Origin of the sequence: Bradyrhizobium sp. 190 (assembly GCF_023073415.1) — a bacterium.
Lineage (GTDB): Bacteria > Pseudomonadota > Alphaproteobacteria > Rhizobiales > Xanthobacteraceae > Bradyrhizobium.
Window position 1 is genome coordinate 1 of record NZ_JADPJL010000024.1, and the last position, 23,119, is coordinate 23,119.

Annotated in this window: 19 protein-coding genes; 6 read left to right on the forward strand and 13 right to left on the reverse strand. The window is 59.2% G+C overall.

Translation table 11 applies throughout. The features are described from left to right. Nucleotides 1-616 precede the first annotated feature (616 nt). The 4 genes from IVB22_RS41400 to IVB22_RS16270 form a co-directional block, all read right to left on the reverse strand. A complete protein-coding gene (locus IVB22_RS41400) occupies nucleotides 617-748 on the reverse strand; it encodes a hypothetical protein (RefSeq protein WP_256467428.1) in 132 nt (43 codons plus the stop codon). A 676-nt stretch (nucleotides 749-1,424) separates the two neighbouring features. Next, complete coding sequence (locus IVB22_RS16260; RefSeq protein ID WP_247518341.1) at nucleotides 1,425-1,985, reverse strand: group 1 truncated hemoglobin; 561 nt, start codon at nucleotides 1,983-1,985, stop codon at nucleotides 1,425-1,427. 473 nt (nucleotides 1,986-2,458) lie between these two features. Beyond that, a complete protein-coding gene (locus IVB22_RS16265) occupies nucleotides 2,459-3,598 on the reverse strand; it encodes an acetylserotonin O-methyltransferase (RefSeq protein WP_249805236.1) in 1,140 nt (379 codons plus the stop codon). Continuing rightward, nucleotides 3,556-4,542, reverse strand: a complete 987-nt coding sequence (locus IVB22_RS16270) for a tripartite tricarboxylate transporter substrate binding protein (protein ID WP_247518342.1) — start codon at nucleotides 4,540-4,542, stop codon at nucleotides 3,556-3,558. Before IVB22_RS16270 ends, IVB22_RS16265 begins: the two co-directional genes overlap by 43 nt. Before the next feature lie 171 nt (nucleotides 4,543-4,713). Here IVB22_RS16270 and IVB22_RS16275 point away from each other — a divergent pair, with 171 nt between their 5' ends. Beyond that, on the forward strand, nucleotides 4,714-5,616 hold the full coding sequence (locus IVB22_RS16275; protein ID WP_247518343.1) for a LysR family transcriptional regulator: 903 nt from the start codon (nucleotides 4,714-4,716) through the stop codon (nucleotides 5,614-5,616). Between the two features lie 123 nt (nucleotides 5,617-5,739). Here IVB22_RS16275 and IVB22_RS16280 read toward each other — a convergent pair whose 3' ends face one another. After that, nucleotides 5,740-6,702 carry an ABC transporter substrate-binding protein gene (locus IVB22_RS16280; RefSeq protein WP_247518344.1) on the reverse strand — a complete coding sequence of 321 codons (963 nt, stop codon included), beginning with the start codon at nucleotides 6,700-6,702 and terminating at the stop codon, nucleotides 5,740-5,742. Between the two features lie 134 nt (nucleotides 6,703-6,836). Next, a complete protein-coding gene (ltrA, locus tag IVB22_RS16285; protein ID WP_247518345.1) occupies nucleotides 6,837-8,366 on the reverse strand; it encodes a group II intron reverse transcriptase/maturase in 1,530 nt (509 codons plus the stop codon). Between the two features lie 48 nt (nucleotides 8,367-8,414). Between ltrA and IVB22_RS16290 the strand changes: the two genes are divergently transcribed. The 4 genes from IVB22_RS16290 (at nucleotide 8,415) to IVB22_RS16305 (ending at nucleotide 13,668) form a co-directional block, all read left to right on the forward strand. Next, on the forward strand, nucleotides 8,415-8,654 hold the full coding sequence (locus IVB22_RS16290; RefSeq protein ID WP_187436064.1) for a hypothetical protein: 240 nt from the start codon (nucleotides 8,415-8,417) through the stop codon (nucleotides 8,652-8,654). 531 nt (nucleotides 8,655-9,185) lie between these two features. Further along, the gene (locus IVB22_RS16295) at nucleotides 9,186-12,173 is read left to right on the forward strand and encodes a GAF domain-containing protein (RefSeq protein ID WP_247518346.1); all 2,988 of its coding nucleotides are present in this window, start codon (nucleotides 9,186-9,188) and stop codon (nucleotides 12,171-12,173) included. Further along, the gene (locus tag IVB22_RS16300) at nucleotides 12,170-12,535 is read left to right on the forward strand and encodes a response regulator (RefSeq protein WP_247518347.1); all 366 of its coding nucleotides are present in this window, start codon (nucleotides 12,170-12,172) and stop codon (nucleotides 12,533-12,535) included. Before IVB22_RS16295 ends, IVB22_RS16300 begins: the two co-directional genes overlap by 4 nt. Nucleotides 12,536-12,549: 14 nt before the next feature. Beyond that, entirely contained in the window at nucleotides 12,550-13,668 is a 1,119-nt protein-coding gene (locus IVB22_RS16305; protein WP_247518348.1) for an adenylate/guanylate cyclase domain-containing protein, read from the forward strand. A gap of 207 nt (nucleotides 13,669-13,875) precedes the next feature. Here the strand turns inward: IVB22_RS16305 and IVB22_RS16310 are convergent, their stop codons facing one another. From IVB22_RS16310 to IVB22_RS16340, 7 genes are all read right to left on the reverse strand, one after another. Then, nucleotides 13,876-14,859 (reverse strand): ABC transporter substrate-binding protein, encoded by a 984-nt coding sequence (locus IVB22_RS16310; RefSeq protein ID WP_247518349.1) that lies wholly within the window; start codon nucleotides 14,857-14,859, stop codon nucleotides 13,876-13,878. Nucleotides 14,860-15,093: 234 nt separating this feature from the next. After that, the gene (locus tag IVB22_RS16315; protein ID WP_374207552.1) at nucleotides 15,094-15,282 is read right to left on the reverse strand and encodes an ABC transporter substrate binding protein; all 189 of its coding nucleotides are present in this window, start codon (nucleotides 15,280-15,282) and stop codon (nucleotides 15,094-15,096) included. A gap of 176 nt (nucleotides 15,283-15,458) precedes the next feature. Beyond that, nucleotides 15,459-16,433: an ABC transporter substrate-binding protein gene (locus tag IVB22_RS16320; RefSeq protein ID WP_247518350.1), complete on the reverse strand. Its 975-nt coding sequence runs from the start codon at nucleotides 16,431-16,433 to the stop codon at nucleotides 15,459-15,461. Between the two features lie 550 nt (nucleotides 16,434-16,983). Next, a complete protein-coding gene (locus tag IVB22_RS16325; RefSeq protein WP_247518351.1) occupies nucleotides 16,984-17,955 on the reverse strand; it encodes an ABC transporter substrate-binding protein in 972 nt (323 codons plus the stop codon). Between the two features lie 221 nt (nucleotides 17,956-18,176). Continuing rightward, a complete protein-coding gene (locus IVB22_RS16330; protein ID WP_247518352.1) occupies nucleotides 18,177-19,181 on the reverse strand; it encodes an ABC transporter substrate-binding protein in 1,005 nt (334 codons plus the stop codon). Nucleotides 19,182-19,428: 247 nt separating this feature from the next. Further along, nucleotides 19,429-20,433, reverse strand: a complete 1,005-nt coding sequence (locus IVB22_RS16335) for an ABC transporter substrate-binding protein (RefSeq protein WP_247518353.1) — start codon at nucleotides 20,431-20,433, stop codon at nucleotides 19,429-19,431. A 354-nt stretch (nucleotides 20,434-20,787) separates the two neighbouring features. Beyond that, a complete protein-coding gene (locus IVB22_RS16340) occupies nucleotides 20,788-21,747 on the reverse strand; it encodes an ABC transporter substrate-binding protein (RefSeq protein ID WP_247518354.1) in 960 nt (319 codons plus the stop codon). 656 nt (nucleotides 21,748-22,403) lie between these two features. Between IVB22_RS16340 and IVB22_RS16345 the strand changes: the two genes are divergently transcribed. Continuing rightward, nucleotides 22,404-23,114 (forward strand): recombinase family protein, encoded by a 711-nt coding sequence (locus tag IVB22_RS16345; protein ID WP_247518355.1) that lies wholly within the window; start codon nucleotides 22,404-22,406, stop codon nucleotides 23,112-23,114. The last annotated feature ends 5 nt before the right edge of the window (nucleotides 23,115-23,119 follow it).

The following is a 23,119-nucleotide window of genomic DNA, read 5'->3' on the forward strand; positions in this document are numbered from 1 at the left end:
CTTACAATGAGACGCCGCGAAAATGCCTCGACTTCAAAACCCCAGCCGAGGCATTCTCTCTCCTCAAATCAACCGTTGCACTTCAAATGTGAGTCCATCAGTCTTCCATAATCAAACTGACCCATTACCGAACCTCGGGCTGCGAGGTGTGCCGGCGGTGACCGCACCAGAGCGGCGGAATGTCCCGTATCGTAGATCAGCATGGTGGCCGACCCGATGAGTATCAGCAGGGCCGCCGCGATCGCCGTTAGTAAGATCCGTTCCATGATGACCAAATGTAGGTACGCTGGCTTCCGTTCCAGCATACTTGGGTATAGCCGGCGAGCGCTCAGCAGAGAAGTCGGCCGCCGCCGTTGACGGTCTGTTCCGAACTGGAAGGAGATTGCCCGTTTCCGGAAAGGACTTTCCGGACCCGGAACGTCCCGTGATCACGGGCCGTACTTTCCCGGGGAAGGAAAATGCCCGCTATGGTGCTAGTGCCGGTGGCAGAGCCGGCAGCGCATTTCAGCACGGACAAGCATATTTTGAACCGGTGGGCCGCAGAGCAATCTGCGGCCATTCCGTTTGAGCGCGTCGAGCGCTTCGCGCTCAGTCTCTAGCCCAATGGGCCGCCGCGTCAGCGCTGGTGACCCAGGCCGATGCCGAGCTGGTGCGCCTTCGCCCTCAGTGCGGGGACCGACCGCTTCAATTGCTTGGAGATCTTGGCAATCGGCGTCTTGGCCTTCGAGTGCGCCTTCAGCGCCTTCACGTCCACTAACTTCCACCAGCATCAGGCAGCGAGAAATAAAGCGACAGCGCCGACCTTGCTTTAAGGGCTCGAGGGATTACCGCTCATGCGCGATTGATCGCGATCGAACGTTAGCAGGATGAAAAAAGAGGGCCGAGGCCCTCTTTCAAGATTAGTACCGACGATAGCCCCGATGGTATCCGTAGCCGCGACGTACATAGGGGCGGCGGACGACGTAGGCCCCGCGCCGATACACGGGCCTTGTGCGGACGCAACCGCGCGGACCGCAGACCACTGCAACGCTCTCGACGTTCGAGGACTGGAACTGTCCCAAGGGGGCGAGCGGCATCGCTGAAGCGGTGCCGGTCGAAAGTGATGCGCTACCTAAAGTTGCTAATGCGAGAAGTGCGAATCTAAGTTTCATCTACGTTCTCCCGTTGAGGTAGTCTCCGCAGCGAGCGTAGAGGTTCCTCTGTGAACGAAGGATGAGTGCGAAGATTAAATAGCGGTAATCAAGCGGCAACTGAAGCCTCTGTCCGCTCCATCTATCTCTACGACAGTTGGTCTGCTTTGTGCCACAAACAGACTCGTTGCACCGCAGCTCGTCGTTTTATTCGGTCATCTTGTCGGGGCGCAGCGACACTTCCCGCCCAGCGTTGGCTGAGCGGGATCGTCTGGACTGGGCATTGCAGCAGCTTCAGCCGCGCTTGGCGGCCGCGACGTAGCCGGCCGTGACCTCGTCCTTGTGGGCGGCAAAGGCTGCCAGGACTTCGGCCTTCTCGCGTTTCGGGACCTTGGCGAAGTCCAGCGTCCGTCCAAGTTCGGCTACGACCTCATCAAATTCGGCCGGGGAGATCCGGAGATCCCGATGGGCCTCCTCCAGGCCAACAGGCGTCTTACTGGGCTTGGTGGCGGTGAACTGGAAGGGCCCACCCGAAACGTTGCAGACCCACAGCGTGCGCATGAACTTGAGGCCGGGCAACCTTTTCAGGTTCTTGGTGTGCCATTCCCGCAGTTGCGGGTTCTTGGACTTCTGGCCGACGACGGGGCTCTTCACGACGGCGTCGCTGAAGTGATCCACCACCGCCGCGATTGCGAATACGCCTCCCAGCCGCTCATACAGACTTTTCTCTGGCACGGTTTGCTGGGCCTGCGCATACGCGTTATCCGCACCTGCCAAAGCCACTGGGGCGGCCGTCAGCGCCAGCCCTGCGACCACCTTGCGTCTCGTGATAGAAGTCAAAAGCGCCTCTGCCATTGGTTACCTCCTTGGTGATGTGTCGAAAGCCACTGCCGTCCCGAGCGCGTGCGGGCTCGGCCTCGTCTCGCGCTAATGTTCCGCCCGCATGCTCGCCTTCCCGCTTTCGGTTCTCATCGGCGCTGTGCGTGCTCCCGATTGGATGGTCTTGAAGGAAAAAGGTCCCCGGAAAAACGAACTCGGGAGCCGGATCAAATCCGCGCATCGGCTCACGCCCGCGAAATGTCCGGCCAGCACCCATGGGAACCTCGCCCATCGGCAGTTCAGATCAAACGTCCGTTGCGGGTCAAACTGAGAAGAACTCAGTACGAGCATATATTTTCCGCTTCGCCCTTGAACTCGGACATGCTCGACAAAGTTGGCATGTTTCAAAGGTGCCAAAGAGAGGTATTGACGGAGCTGGAACTCGGATCGTTCGAATCCAGTTTCGGAGCACAGGTAGAGCGCGGACAAAGCTGCCACGTCGACCGCGCTCATAGAGCCTTGCGTGCGATAACCGCCGTGTGCATGTCCCCCAGCGGCTCCGTGCGCATTTCGATAAATCCGGCTTGCCTCATCCATTCCTTGCAGTCAGCGCCGGTGTACTCAAAACCTCCTGCGGTTTCGATCAGCATGTTCAGGCTAGACAGGAGAGCGTGCGCGTCAGCGCGACGATCGTCGATCAGCGGATCGTACACGATGAGCGCACCGCCGGGCGGGAGCGCGCGATAGGCTTTCCCGAGTAGCATGTTCTTGGTCGCGAGGTCCCAGTTGTGAAGAATGCGCCCCATCACGAGAACATCGGCGGTGGGAAGCGGATCGGAAAAGAAGTCACCGGAATAGAACTTCAGCCGATCCGATAGTCCGTGCTTCAAAACGTAGCTTGCAAATACAGGTTCGACCTGCGGAAGGTCAAAGCCGCCGCCGGTGAGATGAGGGTGAGCGCACGCGATCTCTACAGCCGCGCCGCCTTGCGCAGTTCCGACGTCAATCATCGTCTTGAACTGGCGCCACGGAAATTTCGCCGCGAGCGCTTGAGCCGACACAAGACTCCCCGCTGTCATGCCACTCAAAAATATCTCCTGCATGGGATGACCGTTATGCAGGGCCTTGTAGGTTCCGACGCCACCGGTAGGAGGAACGCCGGTACGGAGCACCTGAGTCAGCGAGCCCCAATTCTGATAGTGCCGCGCGTTAAGATGTTCCAGGAGGCCGCCGAGGTAAGTCGGCTTGCGGCGATCAAGATAGTAATCGAATTCAGGCTGGTTACCGTATCGTCCGTCCGCGTCTCGCCAGAGTGCGCCGAGCGCGACCAGCGCGTCGAAAAAATCGTGAGCGCCACGTTCGTGAATTCCGGTCCGGCGTGTCAGGGTTTCGAGGTCGAGAGAATTGTCGGCAAGCGTTGTGAATACGTCAAGCTCGACGGCGCTCATCAAGGCCTTCGATCGCCAGAAGGCATAGCTGATTTCAAGAATTCGGCTCGGTATCATGCGCTCGATCTGCCGCGAGGTCTCGGCCGGTTGAGAAGTTGCTGCGCCCCCCGTTTGTGGGGGGCGCAGCAGCGGCGTCTGATTTGAGTCCGTCATGATTGTCAGTCGATCCTGATGTTCGCCCGCGCAATCACCCGGCCCCATTCGGCCGCCTCCGCACGGATGTGGTGCGCAAAACTCTCAGCCGTGCCGGGCATCGGTTCGAAACCGATCTTCGCCAGGCGCTCCTTGACGTCTGACGATGACAGGACCTTGCCGACTGCTTGATTGAGCAGGCTGACGATCCGGTCCGGCGTCGCCGCCGGCACCATGATGCCAGTCCAGTATCCGACCTCATGCTTCGCGATGCCGGCTTCGTTCAGGGTCGGCACGTCGGGGACGAGCGAGGAACGCTTGGTATCCGCCACTGCGAGGCCACGCAATTTGCCCTCCTGGATGTGCCCTGCGACAAGTGGCAGCGTGATGTGAAGGATTTGAGTGTGCCCGGCAAGCGTTGACATGACAGCCGCACCGCCTCCCTGGAACGGGACCTGCACGACGTCGAGATTGTGCCCCAGCTTGAGCAGTCGCTCGACGGCGATATGCGGCGACGTTCCGTAACCCGGGCTGGCATAGCTGTACTTGCCCGGATTGGCCTTCAGCAGCGCAATGAGTTCCTCCATGCTCGTCGCCGGCACCGATGGATGGACCGAGATCGTCTCGGGTGCGGCCGCCAGCGATGCGACCGCGATGAAATTGTTGAAAGGATCGTAGCCAGGCTTCGATTTTACCAGCGGCTGGATGACGAAGTCCTGGTTCACCAATAAGAGCGTGTATCCGTCCGCTGGAGCGCGCGCGGCGGCGAGCGTGCCGATAACACTGCCGGCACCCGGCAGATTCTCCACATAGAACTGCGCACCTATATCCTCGGAGAGTTTCTGCGTGACGATGCGGGCAATTACATCGGCCGCGGCACCCGCCCCGTAGGGCACGATCAGCTTGACCGGTCGCGCCGGATAGCGTTCGGCTCCATCCGATTGCTGGGCCGTCGCCGAAATGGGGCAAAGCGACAGCAATCCCAGTAGTGGCAACACCAGAGATGTTTTCATCACGACCTCCTGCGAGCGGTTGCACCTTTTTGTGCTGCCGGGGCCCCAGCTGGTCACGCTGGCACTATGGCCAAATTGGCCCATATCCGGTAATTCTATTGTTTGACCATCCCATAGCCATTCAGGAATGATCGCATGCAGTGGTCTGATCGCGTTGGACGGCGTCTCAAGTTGCGCGACCTGCACATCCTGCTCGCCGTCGCGCGATCGGGCAGCATGGGAAAGGCGGCTATCGACCTTTCGATCTCACAGCCGTCGATTTCGAAGGCCATTGCCGATGTTGAGCATGCTGTTGGCCTCCGCCTTCTCGATCGGGGACCTCAGGGCATCGAACCGACGATCTATGGTCGGGCTTTGCTCAAATGCGGTACTGCCGTGTTCGATGAATTGCGCCAAGGCGTTGAAGAACTCGAATTCCTGACCGATCCCGGCAGCGGAGAGTTACGTCTTGGATGCACCGAAACAATGGCTGCAGGTTTCGTCTCTGCGGTGAGCGACCGCGTTTCGCGCCAGCACCCGCGCGTTAACTTCCACCTCGTGCCCGGGGACAGCATCACGCTCGTCAACCGGGAGCTCCGTCAGCGCACCATCGACTTCGCGATTGGTCCAATCTCTCGCTTGAACCTCGATCAGGATATCAGTGCCGAAATCCTCTTCGACGACAAGTTTGTGGTGATGGCCGGCGCCGAAAGCAAATGGGCCCGCCGGCGCAAGTTCAAGCTTGCCGATTTGATCGACGAGCCTTGGGTATTGCCACCGTCTGACAGCGTGCCGGGGGTCAGCATCTCGCAGGCATTTCGCGCCGCGGGTCTGGAGCCTCCGCGTGCGCAGATGACCTCCTTCTCATTGCCGCTCCACTATCACCTCTTGGCCACAGGTCGGGTTCTGACGATGCTTCCGCTCTCGATGTTGCGGTTCGGTAAGCACCTGCCGCTCAAATTGCTGCCAGCGGATGTACCCAGCATTCCTTATCCGACTGCGATCATCACCTTGAAGAATCGTACGCTCAGCCCGATCGCGCAGCTCTTCATCGCCGGCGCCCGCGAAACCGCAAAGCCGTTGAAGAGCACGTAGCGAACGTCAGCTATGGGTCCAAAGGCTGCCCTCGGCAGGCGGCATGACCTTGTCGCCTAATCCTCTGGAAGCAGACGTCACGGCCCTCTGTGCTCAGGTCGGCCGCGGCCCAGGAAGCAGTCATTATTCAATTATCTTGTCGGCACGGCCGACGACCTCCGCCGGAATTCTCAATCCAAGTGCCGCAGCCGTCTTGAGGTTCAGGGCAAGTTCGAAGGCGACCGGTTGCTCGACCGGAAGCTCTGCTGGTTTGGCTCCCTGAAATATCCTGGCTGTGTATTGTGCCGTTTGCTTGCCCATCACTGCGAGGCTTGCCCCATAGCTTGCGAGGCCACCCAAATCCACGAAGGCGCTGATTTGGTAAACCGCTGGAATCTTCTTGCGGCCGGCCAGTAAAACAATTTCCGGCTCTATCGGAGCAGCAAGTACGAAAAGTGCATCGCACCTTTCCTGCACCATTCTTTCGAAAGCTTGGCCGAGATCATCCCGGGAGGAAGTAAAGATGGGGATCGTCACCAGACCCAATATCTTTGCAGCGGCCTCCGCCTCTTCGAATTGTCGCTTGCGGGCGGGGATGGGCGAACCCAGCACGGCCACTCGCGTTGCTGCGGGCAGGATACTGTGCAGAAGTTCGAGTGACTTACCCGTTGTGTCGGAGAACATCGTGGCTACACCGGTAAGATTTCCCCCGGGATGCGCTAAGCTCTTGATAAGGCCCAAAGCCACCACATCGCCGGCTCCCCACATCACAATAGGAATGGTTGTGGTTGCTCGTTGCGCGGCGGCTATGGCAGGTGTTGCAACTGCGACCATTACGTCTGGATTTATGGCGATCAACTCGTTCGCAAGCTGATCGAGGCGCTCGATATGCCCCTCCGCCGCTCTACGCTCGATGACAAGGTTTTTGCCGTCCGCGTAGCCGAGCTTCTGCAGTTCGTTCCTGAAAACATCGAACAAGGCGCGCTGGACTTCACTTTCCCATGAGTCGGTGTTCAGGAAAGCCAGACGCCAGACTTTACGAGAGGACTGCTGCGCACGTGCATTTGGCAGTCCCGCCAAAATCGCGCCGATCGCCAGCGTGATCACGTCCCGCCGTCTCATTACCCGACCTCTCCTGACGCGCATAAGAGGACAAAGGATACCACATTAGGCAATGTCCGTTTAGGGTCAATCTCGTCATCCCGACCAGGCGCCAGTCACTTTCGCGGTAGGGACGCGAGTTACCTCGCGCCCCCCGCACAGATCCGTACGGGCCCAATTCGGGCATACGGCTCCCACCTTGGGTGTCTAACGGCGAAGCGACTCTCTTGCCACGGATGAAGGATTCGCGGTTTCGGGAGCCAGTCGTCGGCCAGCCGCTTGATCCGCTCCCAGGTCGTCCAGTCTTTCTGGCTCCGCTGCCGTAGCGTGCGCCGCCAGAGATTGGTGACGTGGAATAGGAACGCGGTCAGTGTCGAACTGTTTGTCGGCACCGCGTGGTAGTTGAAGTAGCCGGTGACGACCTGCTGCAACCATCTTCCCTGCTGGGGAATCGGCTGATGAATGCGCCGTCGCAGTTCCTGTTTGATGGCTTGCAACTTTGCCTGCATGCGATCCCGCCGGGACTTCCGTTTGATTTGGAATTTGCCCCGACGAGTTTTGCCGCAGATAAAGGTGAAGCCCAGGAAGGTGAAGGTCTCCGGTTTGCCGAGCCCGCGCCGCTTGCGGTTTTCCACCGCGAAGCGTCCAAACTCGATCAGCCGGGTCTTCTCCGAATGAAGCGACAGTGCAAACTCCTGTAACCGCTTACGCATCTCGTCGAGGAAGCGACGGGCGTCGGTCTCGTGCTCAAAGCCAACAATGAGGTCGTCGGCGTAGCGCACGATGATCATATTGCCCGCAGCCTCACGCCGTCGCCAGCGCTCGGCCCAGAGGTCGAAAGCGTAGTGCAAGTAGAGATTGGCCAGAAGCGGTGAGATCACCGATCCCTGCCCGGTCCCCTTGTCACTGACCGTCACGATCCCGTCTTCCAGGACACCTGCCTTGAGCCATTTCTGGATCAGGCGGATGATACGCCGGTCGCCGACGCGATGTTCCACAAACTTGATGAGCCACTCCTGGCTCACTGTGTCGAAGAACGAGCGGATGTCGGCGTCCAGTATCCAGTTCACCTTTGTGCTGGTGATCCCGACCATGAGCGCATCCATCGCATCGTGCGTGCTGCGTCCGGGTCGGAGCCCATACGAGAACCCGAGGAAATCTTCCTCGTAGATCGCGCTCAGCACCGCAGCCGTGGCTCTCTGGACGATCTTGTCCTCAAGGGCGGCGACCGCGATCGGGCGTTGCCGACCATCCGGCTTGGGTATGTAAACCCGCCGCGACGGTAGTGCCCGATACGCTCCCCGATGGACGCGTGCATGCAGGTCCTCAAGATTGCGCTCGAGGTGCTGCTCGTAGTCCCGACATGTCAGCCCGTCCACTCCAGCTGCAGCACTCTCCTTGAGTTCAGAGAATGCCTTTGCGAGGTGATCAATACTGACGTGATGGAAGAGCGCGGTGAACTTCTCCTTCTTCCTTTGCCTTGCAGCTTGCCGTATGCGCGCCAGCGCCTGTGACACGGTTCCCCGGTACTGTGCCCGGCCCGTGCTTTGCTGACTCACATTCCCCTCGGCCCCCGCCCTTGGCTCCACCAACTCCGCAGCCGGTTGCCCGGCTTTGTTCGTCGGCTTCACAGCTACTATGGCGGGATCAGACTTCTCATGATCGTACATCGTCGGCTACGGCTCCTCGCCTTCCCGACGCGGACCAGTGCAGCACGCATGCTGGCGCTGGCCGACCATGAGATCTCCCGGTTCCCGAGCAAAGAGCGTGCGCACATGCCAGTGTCTAAGACCACGCCGGGCCGTCTGGGCGCTCGCGTTATCGCGCCCATCCGTGTTGCCTTCCGTCACCGGAACGACGTCGGCACCCAGGATGAGGGTACTTTCGCGGCTCAATGGCTGGCCTATGCGCTCCCCTGTCAACGCTTCGCCAATACCCTCACGGGTATCTGCGCATGACTCGGGGCCGATGCGGTTCGCTACTCCTTCATCGTGATGGACTTGCACCATCTACTCCTTGCCGGTCTCCCGGCGCACTCCGGTCTACCCCTGAGAGCAGATATTCTCTGAGCCGGTCGGCATGTCTCAAAGGGTGCCAACTCCGGACTCATGCACCGAACTACGCCTCATTGGATCCACGTCGTCGGCGCGGCTAACGCATGCGACGGGAGGTGGAGCGCTGTCACTGTCTCCAAATTACGAAGCGTCCGGGCCGAGTTTGGCTCCGAGATGATTGCTGCCGCACTCGCCGCGGGCAAGCACGTCGCCGCGCTGCCAAGGAATGAGATGAATTCCTTTCGTCGCATGCGCCCTCCCCCTCAGAGGACCACGCCTGTGGCATAGAGGGCTTAGCAGCTTGGTGGTTGGCCGCCAGGGATTGTAGCTTTCGGTAACTCTCAGCTGGGCGAGCAACCTCGGGTTCCGTTACCGCCTGCCGGCTCCCGGTCCGCAGGCTGAGACAAGCTGCAGCATTGCTGCTAGATTTGAGCAATGAGCATCTCCCTCCACCCGGATACGCCACGGGGTCGGACGCTAGCGGGATCGCCGGTAGCGAGCGCGGGGTTGGGAGCGGTTTCACCCGGCGCGAGGAACCGCAGCGGGCTCTTCATCAAGTACGTTGCGCTGTTTGTCGCCGTCGTTGGCGTCGCGCTGCTCGCCAACGGAAGTTTCGAGGTTTTCTTCTATTACCGCGAGCACAAGGCCTCGCTGATCCAGATTCAGCACGAACAGGCGGTGGCTGCGGCGGCCAAGATCAGCCGGTTCATCAAGGAAATCGAGAACCAGCTCGGATGGACCACCCAATTACCGTGGTCGGCGGATTCAATCGAACAGCGCCGCTTTGACGCGCTGCGATTGCTGCGTCAGGTGCCGGCGATCACCGAACTCGCGCAGGTGGATTCTGCCGGCAAGGAGCGGCTGCGCGTCTCGCGCTTGGCCATGAACGTGATCGACAGCGGCCTTGACCTTTCAAAGGAGCCGAAATTCACCGAGCCCGTCGCCCACAAGGTCTACTACGGGCCGGTCTACTTCCGCAGGGAATCCGAGCCCTATATGACGTTGGCGGCGGCCGGCATCCGTAAGGACGCCGGCGTCAGCATCGCCGAGGTCAACTTGAAGCTGATCTGGGACGTGGTGTCCCAGATCAAGGTTGGCGAGCACGGCCGCGCTTATGTCGTCGACGCTCAGGGCCGGCTGATTGCGCATCCCGACATCAGCCTTGTGCTGCGCAACACCGACATGTCCAAGCTCGCGCAGGTGCAAGCGGCGCAAGCTGGGCAGGCGGGCGGCACAGCCGACGAGCTGCAGGGCGCGCGCAACATCCAGGGGCAAGAGGTGTTGACCGCATCCGCGCCGATCTTACCGCTCGGTTGGACCATGTTTGTCGAGCTGCCGGTCGAGGAAGCCTATGCCCCGCTCTACACCGCCTTGCAGCGGCTAGCGTTCGTGCTGCTTGCGGCATCAGTGTTTGCTGTGCTTGCGGGGATCCTGCTGGCGCGACGCATGGTCGGCCCGATCCAGGCGCTGCGCGCGGGCGCCGCACGCATCGGCGCCGGCGATCTCGGCCAGCGCATCTCAATCAAGACGGGCGACGAACTGGAAAGCCTCGCTGACCAGTTCAACGAAATGGGCGCGCGGTTGCAGGAATCTTATGCCGACCTGGAAAACAAGGTCGAGCAGCGGACCGCAGAATTGCGGGAGTCCCTGCAGCAGCAGACAGCGACCGCGGAAGTGCTTAAGGTAATTAGCCGGTCGGCCTTTGACCTGCAGACGGTGCTCGATACGCTGGTCGAATCTGCCGTACGGCTATGCGAAGCCGATTCCGCGCTGATATCCAACCTCGAGGGAGAAGCTTATCGGGTGGTAGCAACCTTTTCCCTTGCGCCCGAATACAACGCGCTCATTCGAGGTCGCGTTTTGCCCGTTGGGCGAGGGAGCATGACCGGACGGGTTGCATCTGAGGGACAGGTCGTCCACATCGCCGACATCGCTTCCGACGAGGATTACTCCATAACCGAGGCGGTGACGCTGGAAAAAATTCACACCATGCTCGGCGTGCCTCTACTGCGCGAGGGGGTCGTGGTCGGTACGATCAATCTCGGACGCCAGCGGGTGCAACCCTTTACTGACAGGCAGATCGAGTTGGTTCGGACTTTCGCCGACCAGGCCGTGATCGCGATCGAGAATGTTCGGCTGCTCGATGAGCTTCAGGCGCGAACGGAGGAGCTCGGGCGCTCGGTCCAGGAGCTGAAAGCGCTCGGCGACGTCACGCAGGCGGTGAACTCGACGCTCGATCTCGAAACCGTGCTTGCGACCATCGTCGCCAAGGCGGTGCAGCTCTCGGGTACCGATGCCGGCGCCATCTACGTGTTCGACGAGGCGCAACAGCAATTCCGGCTGAGCGCCACCTACGGAATGGACGAGGCGCTGATTGCAGCGATCCGCGACCAACGGATCGGCGCCGGTGAGAGGCTGATGCAGCAGGCCGCTTCGGTTCGCGGACCCCTGCAGGTTTCCGACCTTCGTCAGGAGCCCTCCTCGCCGACGCTGGAGCTCATCCTACGCGCCGGCTATCGATCGCTGCTGGCTGTGCCGTTGCTCAGCCGCGACACCATCGTCGGCGCCCTGGTGGTACGGCGGCGTGACACCGGCACGTTCGCGGCTGGCAAGATCGACCTCCTGCAGACCTTCGCGGCCCAATCGGTGCTGGCGATCCAGAACGCCAGGCTGTTCCATGAGATCGAGGACAAGAGCCGGCAGCTCGAGATTGCGAGCAAGCACAAATCGCAGTTCCTCGCCAACATGAGTCACGAGCTGCGCACGCCACTCAACGCCATCCTCGGCTACACCGAGCTGATCCTGGACAACATCTATGGTGACATGCCCGACAAGATGCGAGCGGTGCTCGAGCGCGTTCAGAGCAACGGCAAGCACCTTCTTGGTCTGATCAACGACGTCCTTGATCTGTCCAAGATCGAGGCGGGTCAGCTCACCCTGTCGCTGACCGACTACTCGCTTAGAGACGCCGTACACGCCGTGGTCGTCGCGGTCGAGTCGCTCGCAACCGAAAAGGATCTGGCGCTCAATGTTGAAGTCGCCCCGGATCTGCCCATTGGCCGCGGCGATGAGCGTCGCCTCGCGCAGGTGCTGCTCAACCTTGTCGGCAACGCCATCAAGTTTACGGACCGGGGCTCGGTGTCGATCAAGGCTTCGGCAGCGGATGGCACGTTTACGGTCGCCGTTCGTGATACCGGGCCCGGAATTTCGGCAGACCATCAAGTGACGATCTTCGAGGAGTTTGCGCAGGCCGACACATCCTCGACCCGCAAGAAGGGCGGAACGGGGCTCGGCCTGTCGATCGCCAAGCGGATCATCGAACTGCACCACGGGCGGATTTGGGTGGAATCGGTCCTTGGCGAGGGCGCGACATTTTCCTTTATGATTCCGGTGCGAGTCGAGCAACAGGCGAGGCAACCATGACCAAGCGCATCCTGGTGATCGAAGATCAAGAGGACAACCGGCGAATCCTGCGGGATTTGCTTTCGAGCGTCGGATACGAGCTGATCGAAGCCGAAAATGGCGAGGACGGCGTTGCGGCAGCCGCCGCGGATCGGCCCGATCTCATCCTAATGGATATACAGCTGCCGCTTCTGGACGGCTACGAGGCGACACGCCGCATCAAGGCTCAATCGGCACTCTCCGCAATTCCCATTATCGCGGTGACCTCCTACGCCCTGAGCGGAGACGAGGACAAGGCGCGGGCTGCGGGCTGTGAGGGCTATGTCACCAAGCCCTTTAGTCCGCGTGAGCTGCTCGCCAAGATCCGGGAATATCTGCCCTAACGAGCCGAGCTCCGATGCACCATCCTCCCCTCATTCTAATCGTCGACGACAGCGAGGCGAACCGTGACATTCTCAGCGCACGGCTTGCGCCACACGGCTATGAGCTCATGCACGCGGCCGACGGAGAGGAAGCGCTCGCTGCCGCGAGAGAAAGGGCCCCGGATCTGATCCTGCTCGACGTCATGATGCCCAGGATCGACGGCATCGAGGTCTGCCGCCGGCTCAAGCAGGATGCCGAGCTTCCGTTCATGCCCATCATTCTGGTGACGGCCAGGGCCGATACCAGGGATGTGGTCACAGGGCTCGAGGCCGGGGCCGACGAATATCTGACCAAGCCGATCGATCAGTCCGCGCTGGTAGCGCGTGTGAAATCGGTCCTGCGCCTCAAGGAGCTTCATGACAAGGTGCAGGGGCAGGCGCACGAACTCGCCGACTGGAACCGCACGCTTGAGCAGCGCGTCACGGAGCAAGTCGCCGAGATCGAACGCATGGGCCGGCTCAAGAGCTTCCTGGCGCCGCAGATTGCCGAGATCGTTCTGTCCTCGGGCGAAGAGCTCTTGGACAGCCACCGCCGAGATGTGACCGTGTTGTTCTGTGATCTGCGGGGGTTCACGGCCTTTGCGGAGACGGCCGAGCCGGAGGAGGTAATAGCGGTTCTGCGCGAGTACCACGCGGACCTCGGTGGGCTCATCCACGAGTTCGAAGGTACGTTGCACCGCTTTGCCGGCGATGGCATCATGGTCTTGTTTAACGATCCGCTGCCATGTGTCGATCCTGCGCTGCGCGCCGTTCGGCTCGCCGTCGCGATGCGCGACCACGCTGCCGCGCTTGCGACCAACTGGCGCAAGTTGGGTCATGAACTCGGGTTCGGGGTCGGCATCACCCACGGCTACGCCACGCTCGGCCGCATCGGTTGCGAGGGCCGGTACGACTATTCGGCCACCGGCTCGGTCGTCAATCTCGCTGCGCGACTGTGCGCCGAGGCGAAAAACGGACAGATCCTGATCGACAGCAAGGTGTTCGCGGCGATCGAGGAGCTTGCAGAGACCGAGCCTGTCGGCGGGCTCGTGCTCAAGGGCTTTCACCGTCCGATCCAAGCCTTCAATGTGAATGTGTGCGCACTTCACCCGTAAACGAAATTCAAGACTTGGTCGATTGAATCTCCAGACCGGTCGCAATTGTGTCGCTACGCCGATCTGAATCCCCATAGCCCACGCCGCGCCACTTTCATGCCCCTCCCGTGGTTCCCTTGGAGATTTGCGGACGCCGGCGCCCTGTGTGCGGCACCACCATCATGGGGCCGGCATCCGAAAACCTTCACAAACTCGGAGGTGCCGAACTTATTCGATCACCTCATCGGCGCGGACGAGTAACGAGGGCGGCATGGTGAGGCCGAGCGCTTTGGCAGTTTTCATGTTGATCACCAGCTCGAATTTGGTCGGCTGCTGTACCGGGAGATCGGCAGGCTTGGCGCCTTTGAGGATCTTATCGACATAGCCGGCTGCACGGCGGAACAGATCGGGTATATTGGGGCCGTACACGGACAATCCGCCATTGGCGTAGTGTCGGAACAAGTAGTTTGCCGGTAGATGATATTTCGCCGCGAGCGCGATAACTCGCGGAGCCTCGACAAAGGTCAGAGGATCGCCAAGATCAACTATGCCATTGGCGTGCTGGGCGGCGGCCGAGGCAAAGGCGGTATCAAGTTCCTCAGCCGTGCTCGCCTCAACTATCGGCAGAGCCACGTCTAGGCGCCGGGCTGTGCGGGGCAGGTACTCCTCGGCTAATGTCAGTCTGTGCATTGGATTGCCCGGATTGACCAGAAGTGCGATTTTCGAGGCGCTAGGAACAATTTCCCGGAGGATCTCTATACGTTTCCCGAGGAAATCTTCAGGTACGATGGTCGCAAGACCCGTTATGTTGCCACCTGGTCGCGATAGGCTTTGCACGAGACCGAGCCCCACGGGATCGCCCACAGCCACGAATACAATCGGAATGGTGGCAGTTTCCGATTTAAGGGCCACGGCTGCCCGCGGTCCCGGGACGATGAGCACATCGGGACTGAGAGCAATCAGGTCGGCGACTGAGGCTGGCAGTCGATCCGGTGGTTGGGAAAAACGATACTCGATAATCAGGTTTCTTCCGTCTATCCAGCCGTGGCTTCGCAGCCCATCAAACAACGCAAGCTCAGTTTGATTGAGGGCCTGCCCGCTCCCATCACCTACAGCAAGAAAGCCAAGCCGACGGCGTGTCCCCTGCGCCCACGAACGCTGTGGCGAAACGAGCAGCGCCGCAGCAGATGCTATGAACTCCCGCCGCTTCATTCGATCCTCATCGCAGCTTGAGGAGACGCGGGTGAGAGTATCAGATTTCGATGGTCGCCGCACTCAGTGCGCGTGTAGATGCTGCATCGCAAACGCGGCGCGTAGCGCACAACTGCTGTGGGTCAAACGCGTCGTTCTGATCGTGCGACGACTACTTCCGGTCTACCCCCGACAAGCAGACACTTCCGCGTCGGTCGGCATGTCTCAAAGTGTACCGGCAACGGACATGAATCGCTATTCGATCACCTCGTCGGCGCGGACAAGTAACAAGGGTGGCACGGTGAGGCCGAGCGCTTTGGCAGTCTTCATGTTGATCACTAGCTCGAACTTGGTCGGCTGCTCTACCGGCAGATCGGAGGGCTTGGTGCCTTTGAGGATTTTATCGACGTATCCGCCTGCGCGGCGGATGGTCGTCGCACTCAGTGGGTAGAGATGCTGCGTCGCAAATGCGGCGCTTGGCGCAGAAGGGCTGTGGGTCCATTTCCGGACCTTGGCGGATGGGTAGGCGACGTCCGCTTAACACCGACGAACAGACATCATTGAGCGCGAACATCAGGTGTGAAAAGTGCCGCCGGATGAGGTTGCAGGAATCAGCCGCTTTATTCAATCACTTCGTCGGCGCGGCCGAGTAATGAAGGCGGTACCGTGAGCCCGAGGCCCTTGGCGGTTTTGAGATTGATAACAAGCTCGAATTTCACAGGTTGCTCGATAGGCAAATCTGCCGGCTTCTCCCCGTTTAAGACCTTTTGCACATAGCCCGCCAGACGTTTGGCCTCAAAAATCCGACTCGGCCCGTAGGACAGCAACGCACCGCTGTCTGTGAATTCCCGCCACGACGCAATCACTGGAAGACGACGCTCTTGGCCGTATTGTGCGATTTTAGCGGCAACAATGCCAGTAAGGCGTGACGAGATGACGAGCAGGCCATCGGCGCCACTTGCACCCACCCCCTGCAGCGCTGCATCGAGATCGGCGATTTTGTTTATCGGGTGGGTCGTTAGCTCAAGGCCGAGCGATTCGGCTCCGCGCCGTGCAAAATTCACTTCGTCATCGAAATGCTGCGGATTGAATACCACCGCAACCTTCCTGACGTTGGGCGCCACTTCCTTGAGCAGTTCCATCCGCTTCGCCGCCATTTCATCCGTGAGAAACGTGATCCCAGTGAAGTTCTTGCTTGGTCGAGCAAGAGACACGGCAATTCCCGACCGGACAGGGCTATCACTAACGCCACCGACGATGGGTATGCTACCTTCACTTGCCTCAAACAGTGGCTTGATAACATCACCGCCGACAGCGAGCAGAACGTTGGGCCTTTGCGCGACGAGTTCGGTGGCCAATTCCGCAAGTCGATCCGGCATACCGTGGGCGTAGCGGAAGACGATCTCGATGTTGCGGCCATCGAGGAGTCCGGCTTGTGCGAGTGCGTCCTTCAACGACTGATCGACCGGTCCCAATTTTTTGGCGTCGCCAAATACTAACCACCCAATCCGGGGCAGCGATTTCTGCGCATGCACGGCAAGCGGCCAAGCTGACACCATGCCGCCAAGAACTGCTATGAACTCGCGCCGCTGCATCCGGACACGCTCATTTAGTTCAACCCAGCAATCTAATCTAACACCTTACGAATGGGCGGCGAATGAAAAATGCAAGCAAACGGCACGAAACGGCATCAGGACCTAATGTCTCAAATGGGTCATTAGCGCTGTTCTGACCGTCATCCGACCACATCCGGTCTACCCCGATAAACGGACATCGTCAGACCGGTCCGGCCGGTCCGGTTCGTGCGGATATTGTTGCAAAAGTCGAAAATCGAACAACCCTAAAATTCTCGCGAAAGTTGATCTTTGGACCTCGCTGCTGCTACGGCGCTTTTTAACGCCACTTACGGAGGTCCGTGATCGATTTTGGATTAAGACGATAAGGCCCCTCACGTCGCCGCGCGCAAAACGCATTAGCCGCTCTAAGAATTTTCGTTCGCCACCCCAAAAAGACTTTTGCAACAATATCTGCCAGAAGCAGACTCGTGAAATGCAGCAATCCGCCCTACTCGATCACCCCGTAGCCGCCCGCCAGAACTGGCCGTCGAAATCGGTCCGTATGCCATGAGACTGCTGGTGGCCCGTCTCATTCGATCGTTCGGCTCGCACCTAGCAAGATCGATGTCGGGATCTCGATGTCCAGCGCCTTCGCCGTTCTGACATTCACTACGAGTTCGAACTTGGTCGGCTGCTCGACCGGAAGATTTGCAGGGCTTTCGCCCCGGAATATCCGGTCAACGTAGGTCGCAAGTCGCAAATAGGTCGCTCGCTGATTGGCTCCGTAACTCAAGAGCCCACCGGCATCGCAGTACTCGCTCCAACCGAACATCGATGGCAGCTTTTGATCGATGGCAAATTGCGCAACCTTGACTCGATGCACCATAGTGGCGCCTTCTGGGAACACTAGCATCGCGTCCGCACGTGCACTGCTGACTGTGGCTAGCGCTTTGTCCAATTCCCCCGCGCCCACGAACGGAACGTAGATCAGATTGATGCTTAGCTTTTGGGCTGCCTGTTGGGTGGCATGCCATTCCGCTGGCTCACCGGGATGATCGGTATTTGACAGCACAGCAAGCTTCCGCAATTTCGGAAATATATCTTTCAACAAATCGACTCGCTTTGCGGCGAGATCGAGTGACAGGAACGTACTGCCCGTAAAATTGCCCCCCGGCCGTGCGAGGCTTTCGACGAGACCGAGTTGCACCGGATCGCCGCTAATGGCAAAAAGAACGGGAACTTCAGTTACCGCCCTCATTGCTCGAGTGGCGGGTCCGCTCGACACCACAAGGTCCACCTTGCCGCGAGTCAATTCGGCCAAGACCGGACGAAGGGCGTCGGGATTGCCGGGCGAATAACGCAGTTCCAGCAATACGTCCTTGCCCTCGACATATCCGCGCTCACGCAAACCTTCGCGAAATCCATCAACGAAAGGATCGGGTTGCGATTCAGTCGAAACCCAGAAGACGCGGCGAATCCTGGCCGTCTGTTGTGCCCTTGCGGCGAGCGGCCACGTGAAGGCTGTACTGCCAATCAGAGTAAGGACGTCGCGTCGTCTCATGGCCTTTTCATGCATGTGATCACGCAAAATGCCAGTACCAACAAATCAACCACAAAAACTGGTGAGTGTCAGAATAACTCATTCTAAGGACATGCCCAATGAGACGGGTCAATCGCGTCGTCTTGGTCACGGATCAATCACTTCCGGTCCACCCCAATAAATAGACATTCTCATCATCTGTCGGACTGTCTCAAACGTGACATAACCGGACCGTTGCTTGTTCACTCAATTACCTTATCGGCACTCACGAGGAGCCCAGGAGGTACGGAAAGACCCAGTTGCTCGGCTGTCTTGAGGTTGATGGACAACTCAAATTTGGTTACTTGGTAGATCGGGATTTCACCGGGCTTTGCTCCTCGGAGAATTGCGTCGATATTATTGGCCGCGCGCTTATGCAGTTCGATCAGATCGAAGGAATAGGCCATTAAGCCCCCAGCCTCGACGGATTCGGTAAACGTGAAAATCGCCGGAAGCTTCGCGTCGCCGAGCAGCTTGGCGATCAAAGTGCTGTCTTGAAGGACCTGAGGCGAATCGAGGACCATGACCGCATTTGCACCGTCGCGGGAGATGCTCTCGACCGCCGCCCGATAGTCTGCTTCGCTGGTACTAAATTCCAGTAAAGACACCGCGAGAGGGAGGCCTGCCATTTCAGCAGCTGCGCGGAAAGCGCCTGCGCTCGGCCCATTCCATACTAATCGAAGAGCGAGACAGCCAAGTTTCGACATTGTCGGAACCATCTCGCGCAACAGTGCAATCCGCTTTCCATGAATGGACAGACCGGCGTCGATGCTGGCTCCCGTGAAATTGCCGCCCGGGTGAGCCAGACTTTCGGCGAGCCCTTGCTTAACGGGGTCGCCAGTTATCACTACGATCGGAATACGCGATGTTAGCTTTTTGAAAAAGACTCCGCCAGGGCCAACGACGTGGATGACATCCGGGTTGCTCCGAACGATTTCCGTCGCCAGGGCTTCGGGGCCGGACGCATTTTGCTCTCGGCCGTAACTTTCGACCTTGAGGTTCTGCCCCTCGATCCACCCCAACCGCCGAAGCTCCGCGAAAAAAGCTCGGGACTTTTTGCTTTCGCTATGGTCATGCAAGTCCGCGCTTGGCTCTGCTGGGCTGAAGATAGCAAGACGCTTGCTATTGGTGCTCTGCTGTGCCGCCACAGCGAGCGGCCATGCCACCGCCGCACCGCCAAGAAGACTGATGAAATCGCGCCGTCTCATGCAGCCGCCCTCCAAGGAGGCTCAGGACCACACTAAATCCAGATTGAAGCATACCACATCGCGGCATGGGAGTCTGGGGAGTTGGAGGCGCAAGATGTCGAGCGCGGCAACCCACTATTCTGGCGTTGCGCCATGACCGCTAAGGGTCAAAAGCGCCGCTTTGACCGCCTGCCGTTCACTTCCGGTCTTCCCCTATCAACGGGTCTGTCGGCATTTCGCAAACGTGCCATCACCGACCTTTGCTCGTTCACTCAATTACCTTATCGGCACTCGCGACGAGCGCGAGAGGGATGGAAAGCCCCAGCTGCTTGGCTGTGTTGAGATTGATGCACAACTCGAATCTGGTTACTTGGTAGATCGGGATGTCGCCGGGCTTTGCTCCCCGGAGAATTGCGTCGATAGTGTGGGCGGCGCGCTTATACAATTCGATCAGGTCGAAGGAGTAAGCCATTAAGCCCCCGGCCTCGACGGCTTCAGGATGAAAAGAAATCGCCGGAAGCTTCGCGTCGCCGAGCAACTTGGCGATCAAAGCGGCGTTTTGAAAGATCTCAGGCGAATCGACGACCATGACCGCATTTGCACCGTCGCGGGAGATGCTCTCGACCGCCGCCCGATAGTCTGCTTCGCTGGCACCAAATTCCACCAAAGACACCGCGAGAGGGAGGCCTGCCGCTTCGGCCGCTGCGCGGATTGCGGGGCCTGCGGTTGGCCCATTCCATGACAATCGAAGAGCGAGACAGCCAAGTTTCGACATCGTCGGAACCATCTCGCGCAACAGTGCGATCCGTTTTCCATAAATGGATAGACCGGCGTCGACGCTAACTCCCGTGAAATTGCCGCCCGGGTGAGCCAGACTTTCGGCGATCCCTTGCTTAACGGGGTCGCCAGTTATCACTACGATCGGAATACGCGATGTCAGCTTTTTGAAGATCACTGCGCCAGGGCCAACGAAGAAGATGACATCCGGGTTGCTCCGAACGATTTCCGCCGCCAGGGCTTCGGGGCCGGACGTGTTTTGCTCTCGGCCATAACTTTCGACCTTGAGGTTTTGTCCTTCGATCTGCCCCAACCGCCGAAGCTCAGTAAACAAGGCTCGGGAAAATTTACTTCCGCTGTGCCCGTGCAAGTCCGCGCTTGGCTCTGATGGGCTGAAGATTGCAAGACGCTTGCTGCTAGTGCTCTGCTGTGCCGCCGCAGCGAGCGGCCATGCCAGCGCACCAAACAGGACACTGAGAAAAGCCCGCCGCGTCATGGCCACTCCGAGCTTAGGTCAAGGCATCTTACTGGCTTGCGAGCCGCATTCTACTCCTTCTGACCGCCATCAGTGAGGACGATCCCAGCCCCGCGGCGTTGTGTCCGGCCTAGGGTTGTCATTCCACTGAACGTCGCACTCCAATCAAAAAGCCATCCGACGCCTCTCCTCAAAGGAATCCAATGTCAGCTCTGGGCGACGCTTTGGCGCCCGAGAATCCGCAGTGGGTCAAAAGCGACGGTCCGGCGATGTCCGCGTTCCTTCCGCCTTACCCCTGAAAGCCGACATTCTTCGTAAGCGTCGGCATGTCTCAAAGGTGCCACAACCGCACTCATGCGTCGCAGCAGGAGAGCTCTATTCGATCACCTCGTCGGCGTGAACGAGCAACGCGGACGGCAGTTGCAGGCCCAATGGCCGTGCAGCTTTTTGGTTCATGACCAACTCAAATTCGGTTGGGACTTGAACAGGCAGTTCGGCAGGATTGGCACCGCGCAAGATTCGATCAACATAGGATGCCGCGCCTGCGAAAATCTTCTCGATTTTCACCCCGTACGACATTAGGCCGCCGGCCTCGCAGAAGATGCGAAGCGGGTAGATCGCCGGTAGCCTGCACTCTGCAACCAGCGCAGTAATCTGGACGCGCCGGACAGAAGTGATCGCATCTGGCAGAAAAATGAGCCCACTATTCGGCTCATCCTTGAGCGAGCGAATAAGACGATCAATGTCGGAGCTATCGCCGCTCGGTGTCTCAATCGAGGCAATCCCTACTTTGCTCGCGACTTCATCAATTGACTTGCGAAACGCTGAAGAATTGTTGCCCGGTTCAGGGTTATATACGATCCCTATGTGCTCGACGTTTGGCGCCGCTTCCTTGATCAGCGAAACCCATTTGCCACCGAGGGACGGTTCAAATGGCGTAAAACCAGTCACGTTGCCGCCGGGCCTTGAGAAGGTCTCGACGTAACGCATGCCGACTGGATCGCTGACCATCGCGAAAACGGTCGGAATGCTAGAATGTTCGGCGTGCAGAGCGGCCATAGAGGTGTTGGTCACTGCGAACAGAACATCAGGCTGCAAAGCGAGCAGCTCCCGGGCATATGCCTGTGAGAGATTGGTATCGCCACGAGTTATTCGATACTCGATCTGGAGATTTTGGCCGAGTATCCATCCCTTCTCTCTGAGGAAAGTTTCAAGAAAGTCAGCTTGACCTGGCTCGGTATAGAGAATCCCGACACGACGCGCACGGCCTTGAGCGCTCGCGCGGCCGACACTAGCGAGCATCGCAAGACCGAGAATGAACTCCCGCCTCCTCATGCGCCGCCCTTAGACTTCAGATGCGCTAATGGTATCGCGCCGCAGAAAAGGCGGATAGAGGCTTGTGTCCGCGTTGGTTCATTTTCGACCGATTCAGTCGGTTTTGGCTGCCAGAAAGCGGACCTTAAACGGAGGACGATAAGCATAACGCGCGTTGAGGTTGGCCAGATGCATGTGAATCCAACTCCCGTTCACGTAGGGCCGCACTGTTTGAACGTTTGATCGCGCCCCCTCCCACATCGATCGACGTCATGTTGATGGAGTAGTCGAGTTTTGGTCGCCTCGGCGCGGATCACATCTTTCAACCGAGGCAGAAGTCGGACGGCGCTTCGTTGAGCTTTTTGAAAGCTCGGAGGGGCTGGCGCTAGTCGCCGCTTCGGCCCAGAACGTCGATCGGATGGTCAGCCTCTCCCGCTCCTATAAGCGCACGGGCTGGACACTGATCATTGGCCTCAAAGCGCCTACGCGGAGTTCAGCCTTCCCTCAAGATTAGAGCGATCGGCACCCCGTTCAGCACGAGATTTCTTCTGATAGGCCGCAGAAAGTGGCTTGAGAGTGACACTCGATCTTTGTTCGCAAAACCCCCGCAATTTCTCGAGCACTCAGCTGAAGCTTGAGGGAGCGGATCAGCCGCTACGTGTCTTTTGGAATACCCGATGGATGTTATTGTCTACTATCGCACACGGCCGAGCGACCCTTCCTATTCGGATCAGGCTCTTGAGGAGCAACGAGCTGCCGTCCACAGTTGGCTGACCAGTCGTCCCGCCATCATCAAAGCCGAATACATCGAGCCGGAGACAGACGGCTTCTCTCGTCCGCACCTGCGTGACGCGATCGAAGCATGCAAGCAGACTGGCGCCACGCTGCTCGTGGGCCGAACTGAAGCTGTCGGCAGCGGTGCACCGTTCTCGCCGCGCATCACGAGTGTTCCTGTCGCATTCGCGCCGAATACTCCGCGCGACAAGGGCTATATCATCCCGGTCCCTGAGAAGGCTCCTGGTGGACTGACGCTGTACTTTCCGGACCACAGTGACTGGCGCATCATGCCAGTCTATCTGTGCAATAGGACCGACCAGGCGATGCGCGACATCGAGGTCGGCACGGTCGGCGTCACGGCCAAGCTGTCCATGAGCACACCAATCGCCGCCGGCAGCGCGCCTCTTGCAACGACGCCTACCTCACTGACCATCGAACAGCTTGCACCGAATACTGCAGTCCTAATCGATCGCCACGATCCCATGATCGATGGGGACTTCATCACGTTCTACGACGTCGCATTCATCGATCAACGGGATCAAAAGCAACTTATTCGCACTGCGATCGGCCCAGGCGGTCCTTTCGCCAAGTTCGTCGCGGTGGTGGCGTAGCAGAG

Excerpts from the sequence above, each read along its gene's own strand:
- ltrA (WP_247518345.1), bottom strand. The coding sequence starts at position 8,366 with ATGTACGATCATGAGAAGTCTGATCCCGCCATAGTAGCTGTGAAGCCG.
- IVB22_RS16325 (WP_247518351.1), bottom strand. The coding sequence starts at position 17,955 with ATGAGACGACGCGACGTCCTTACTCTGATTGGCAGTACAGCCTTCACG.
- IVB22_RS16310 (WP_247518349.1), bottom strand. The coding sequence starts at position 14,859 with ATGAAGCGGCGGGAGTTCATAGCATCTGCTGCGGCGCTGCTCGTTTCG.
- IVB22_RS16270 (WP_247518342.1), bottom strand. The coding sequence starts at position 4,542 with ATGAAAACATCTCTGGTGTTGCCACTACTGGGATTGCTGTCGCTTTGC.
- IVB22_RS16300 (WP_247518347.1), top strand. The coding sequence starts at position 12,170 with ATGACCAAGCGCATCCTGGTGATCGAAGATCAAGAGGACAACCGGCGA.
- IVB22_RS16295 (WP_247518346.1), top strand. The coding sequence starts at position 9,186 with ATGAGCATCTCCCTCCACCCGGATACGCCACGGGGTCGGACGCTAGCG.
- IVB22_RS16290 (WP_187436064.1), top strand. The coding sequence starts at position 8,415 with ATGCTGGCGCTGGCCGACCATGAGATCTCCCGGTTCCCGAGCAAAGAG.
- IVB22_RS16320 (WP_247518350.1), bottom strand. The coding sequence starts at position 16,433 with ATGCAGCGGCGCGAGTTCATAGCAGTTCTTGGCGGCATGGTGTCAGCT.
- IVB22_RS16340 (WP_247518354.1), bottom strand. The coding sequence starts at position 21,747 with ATGAGGAGGCGGGAGTTCATTCTCGGTCTTGCGATGCTCGCTAGTGTC.
- IVB22_RS16305 (WP_247518348.1), top strand. The coding sequence starts at position 12,550 with ATGCACCATCCTCCCCTCATTCTAATCGTCGACGACAGCGAGGCGAAC.
- IVB22_RS16330 (WP_247518352.1), bottom strand. The coding sequence starts at position 19,181 with ATGAGACGGCGCGATTTCATCAGTCTTCTTGGCGGTGCGGCGGTGGCA.
- IVB22_RS16260 (WP_247518341.1), bottom strand. The coding sequence starts at position 1,985 with ATGGCAGAGGCGCTTTTGACTTCTATCACGAGACGCAAGGTGGTCGCA.
- IVB22_RS16265 (WP_249805236.1), bottom strand. The coding sequence starts at position 3,598 with ATGGGGCCGGGTGATTGCGCGGGCGAACATCAGGATCGACTGACAATC.
- IVB22_RS16345 (WP_247518355.1), top strand. The coding sequence starts at position 22,404 with ATGGATGTTATTGTCTACTATCGCACACGGCCGAGCGACCCTTCCTAT.
- IVB22_RS16335 (WP_247518353.1), bottom strand. The coding sequence starts at position 20,433 with ATGACGCGGCGGGCTTTTCTCAGTGTCCTGTTTGGTGCGCTGGCATGG.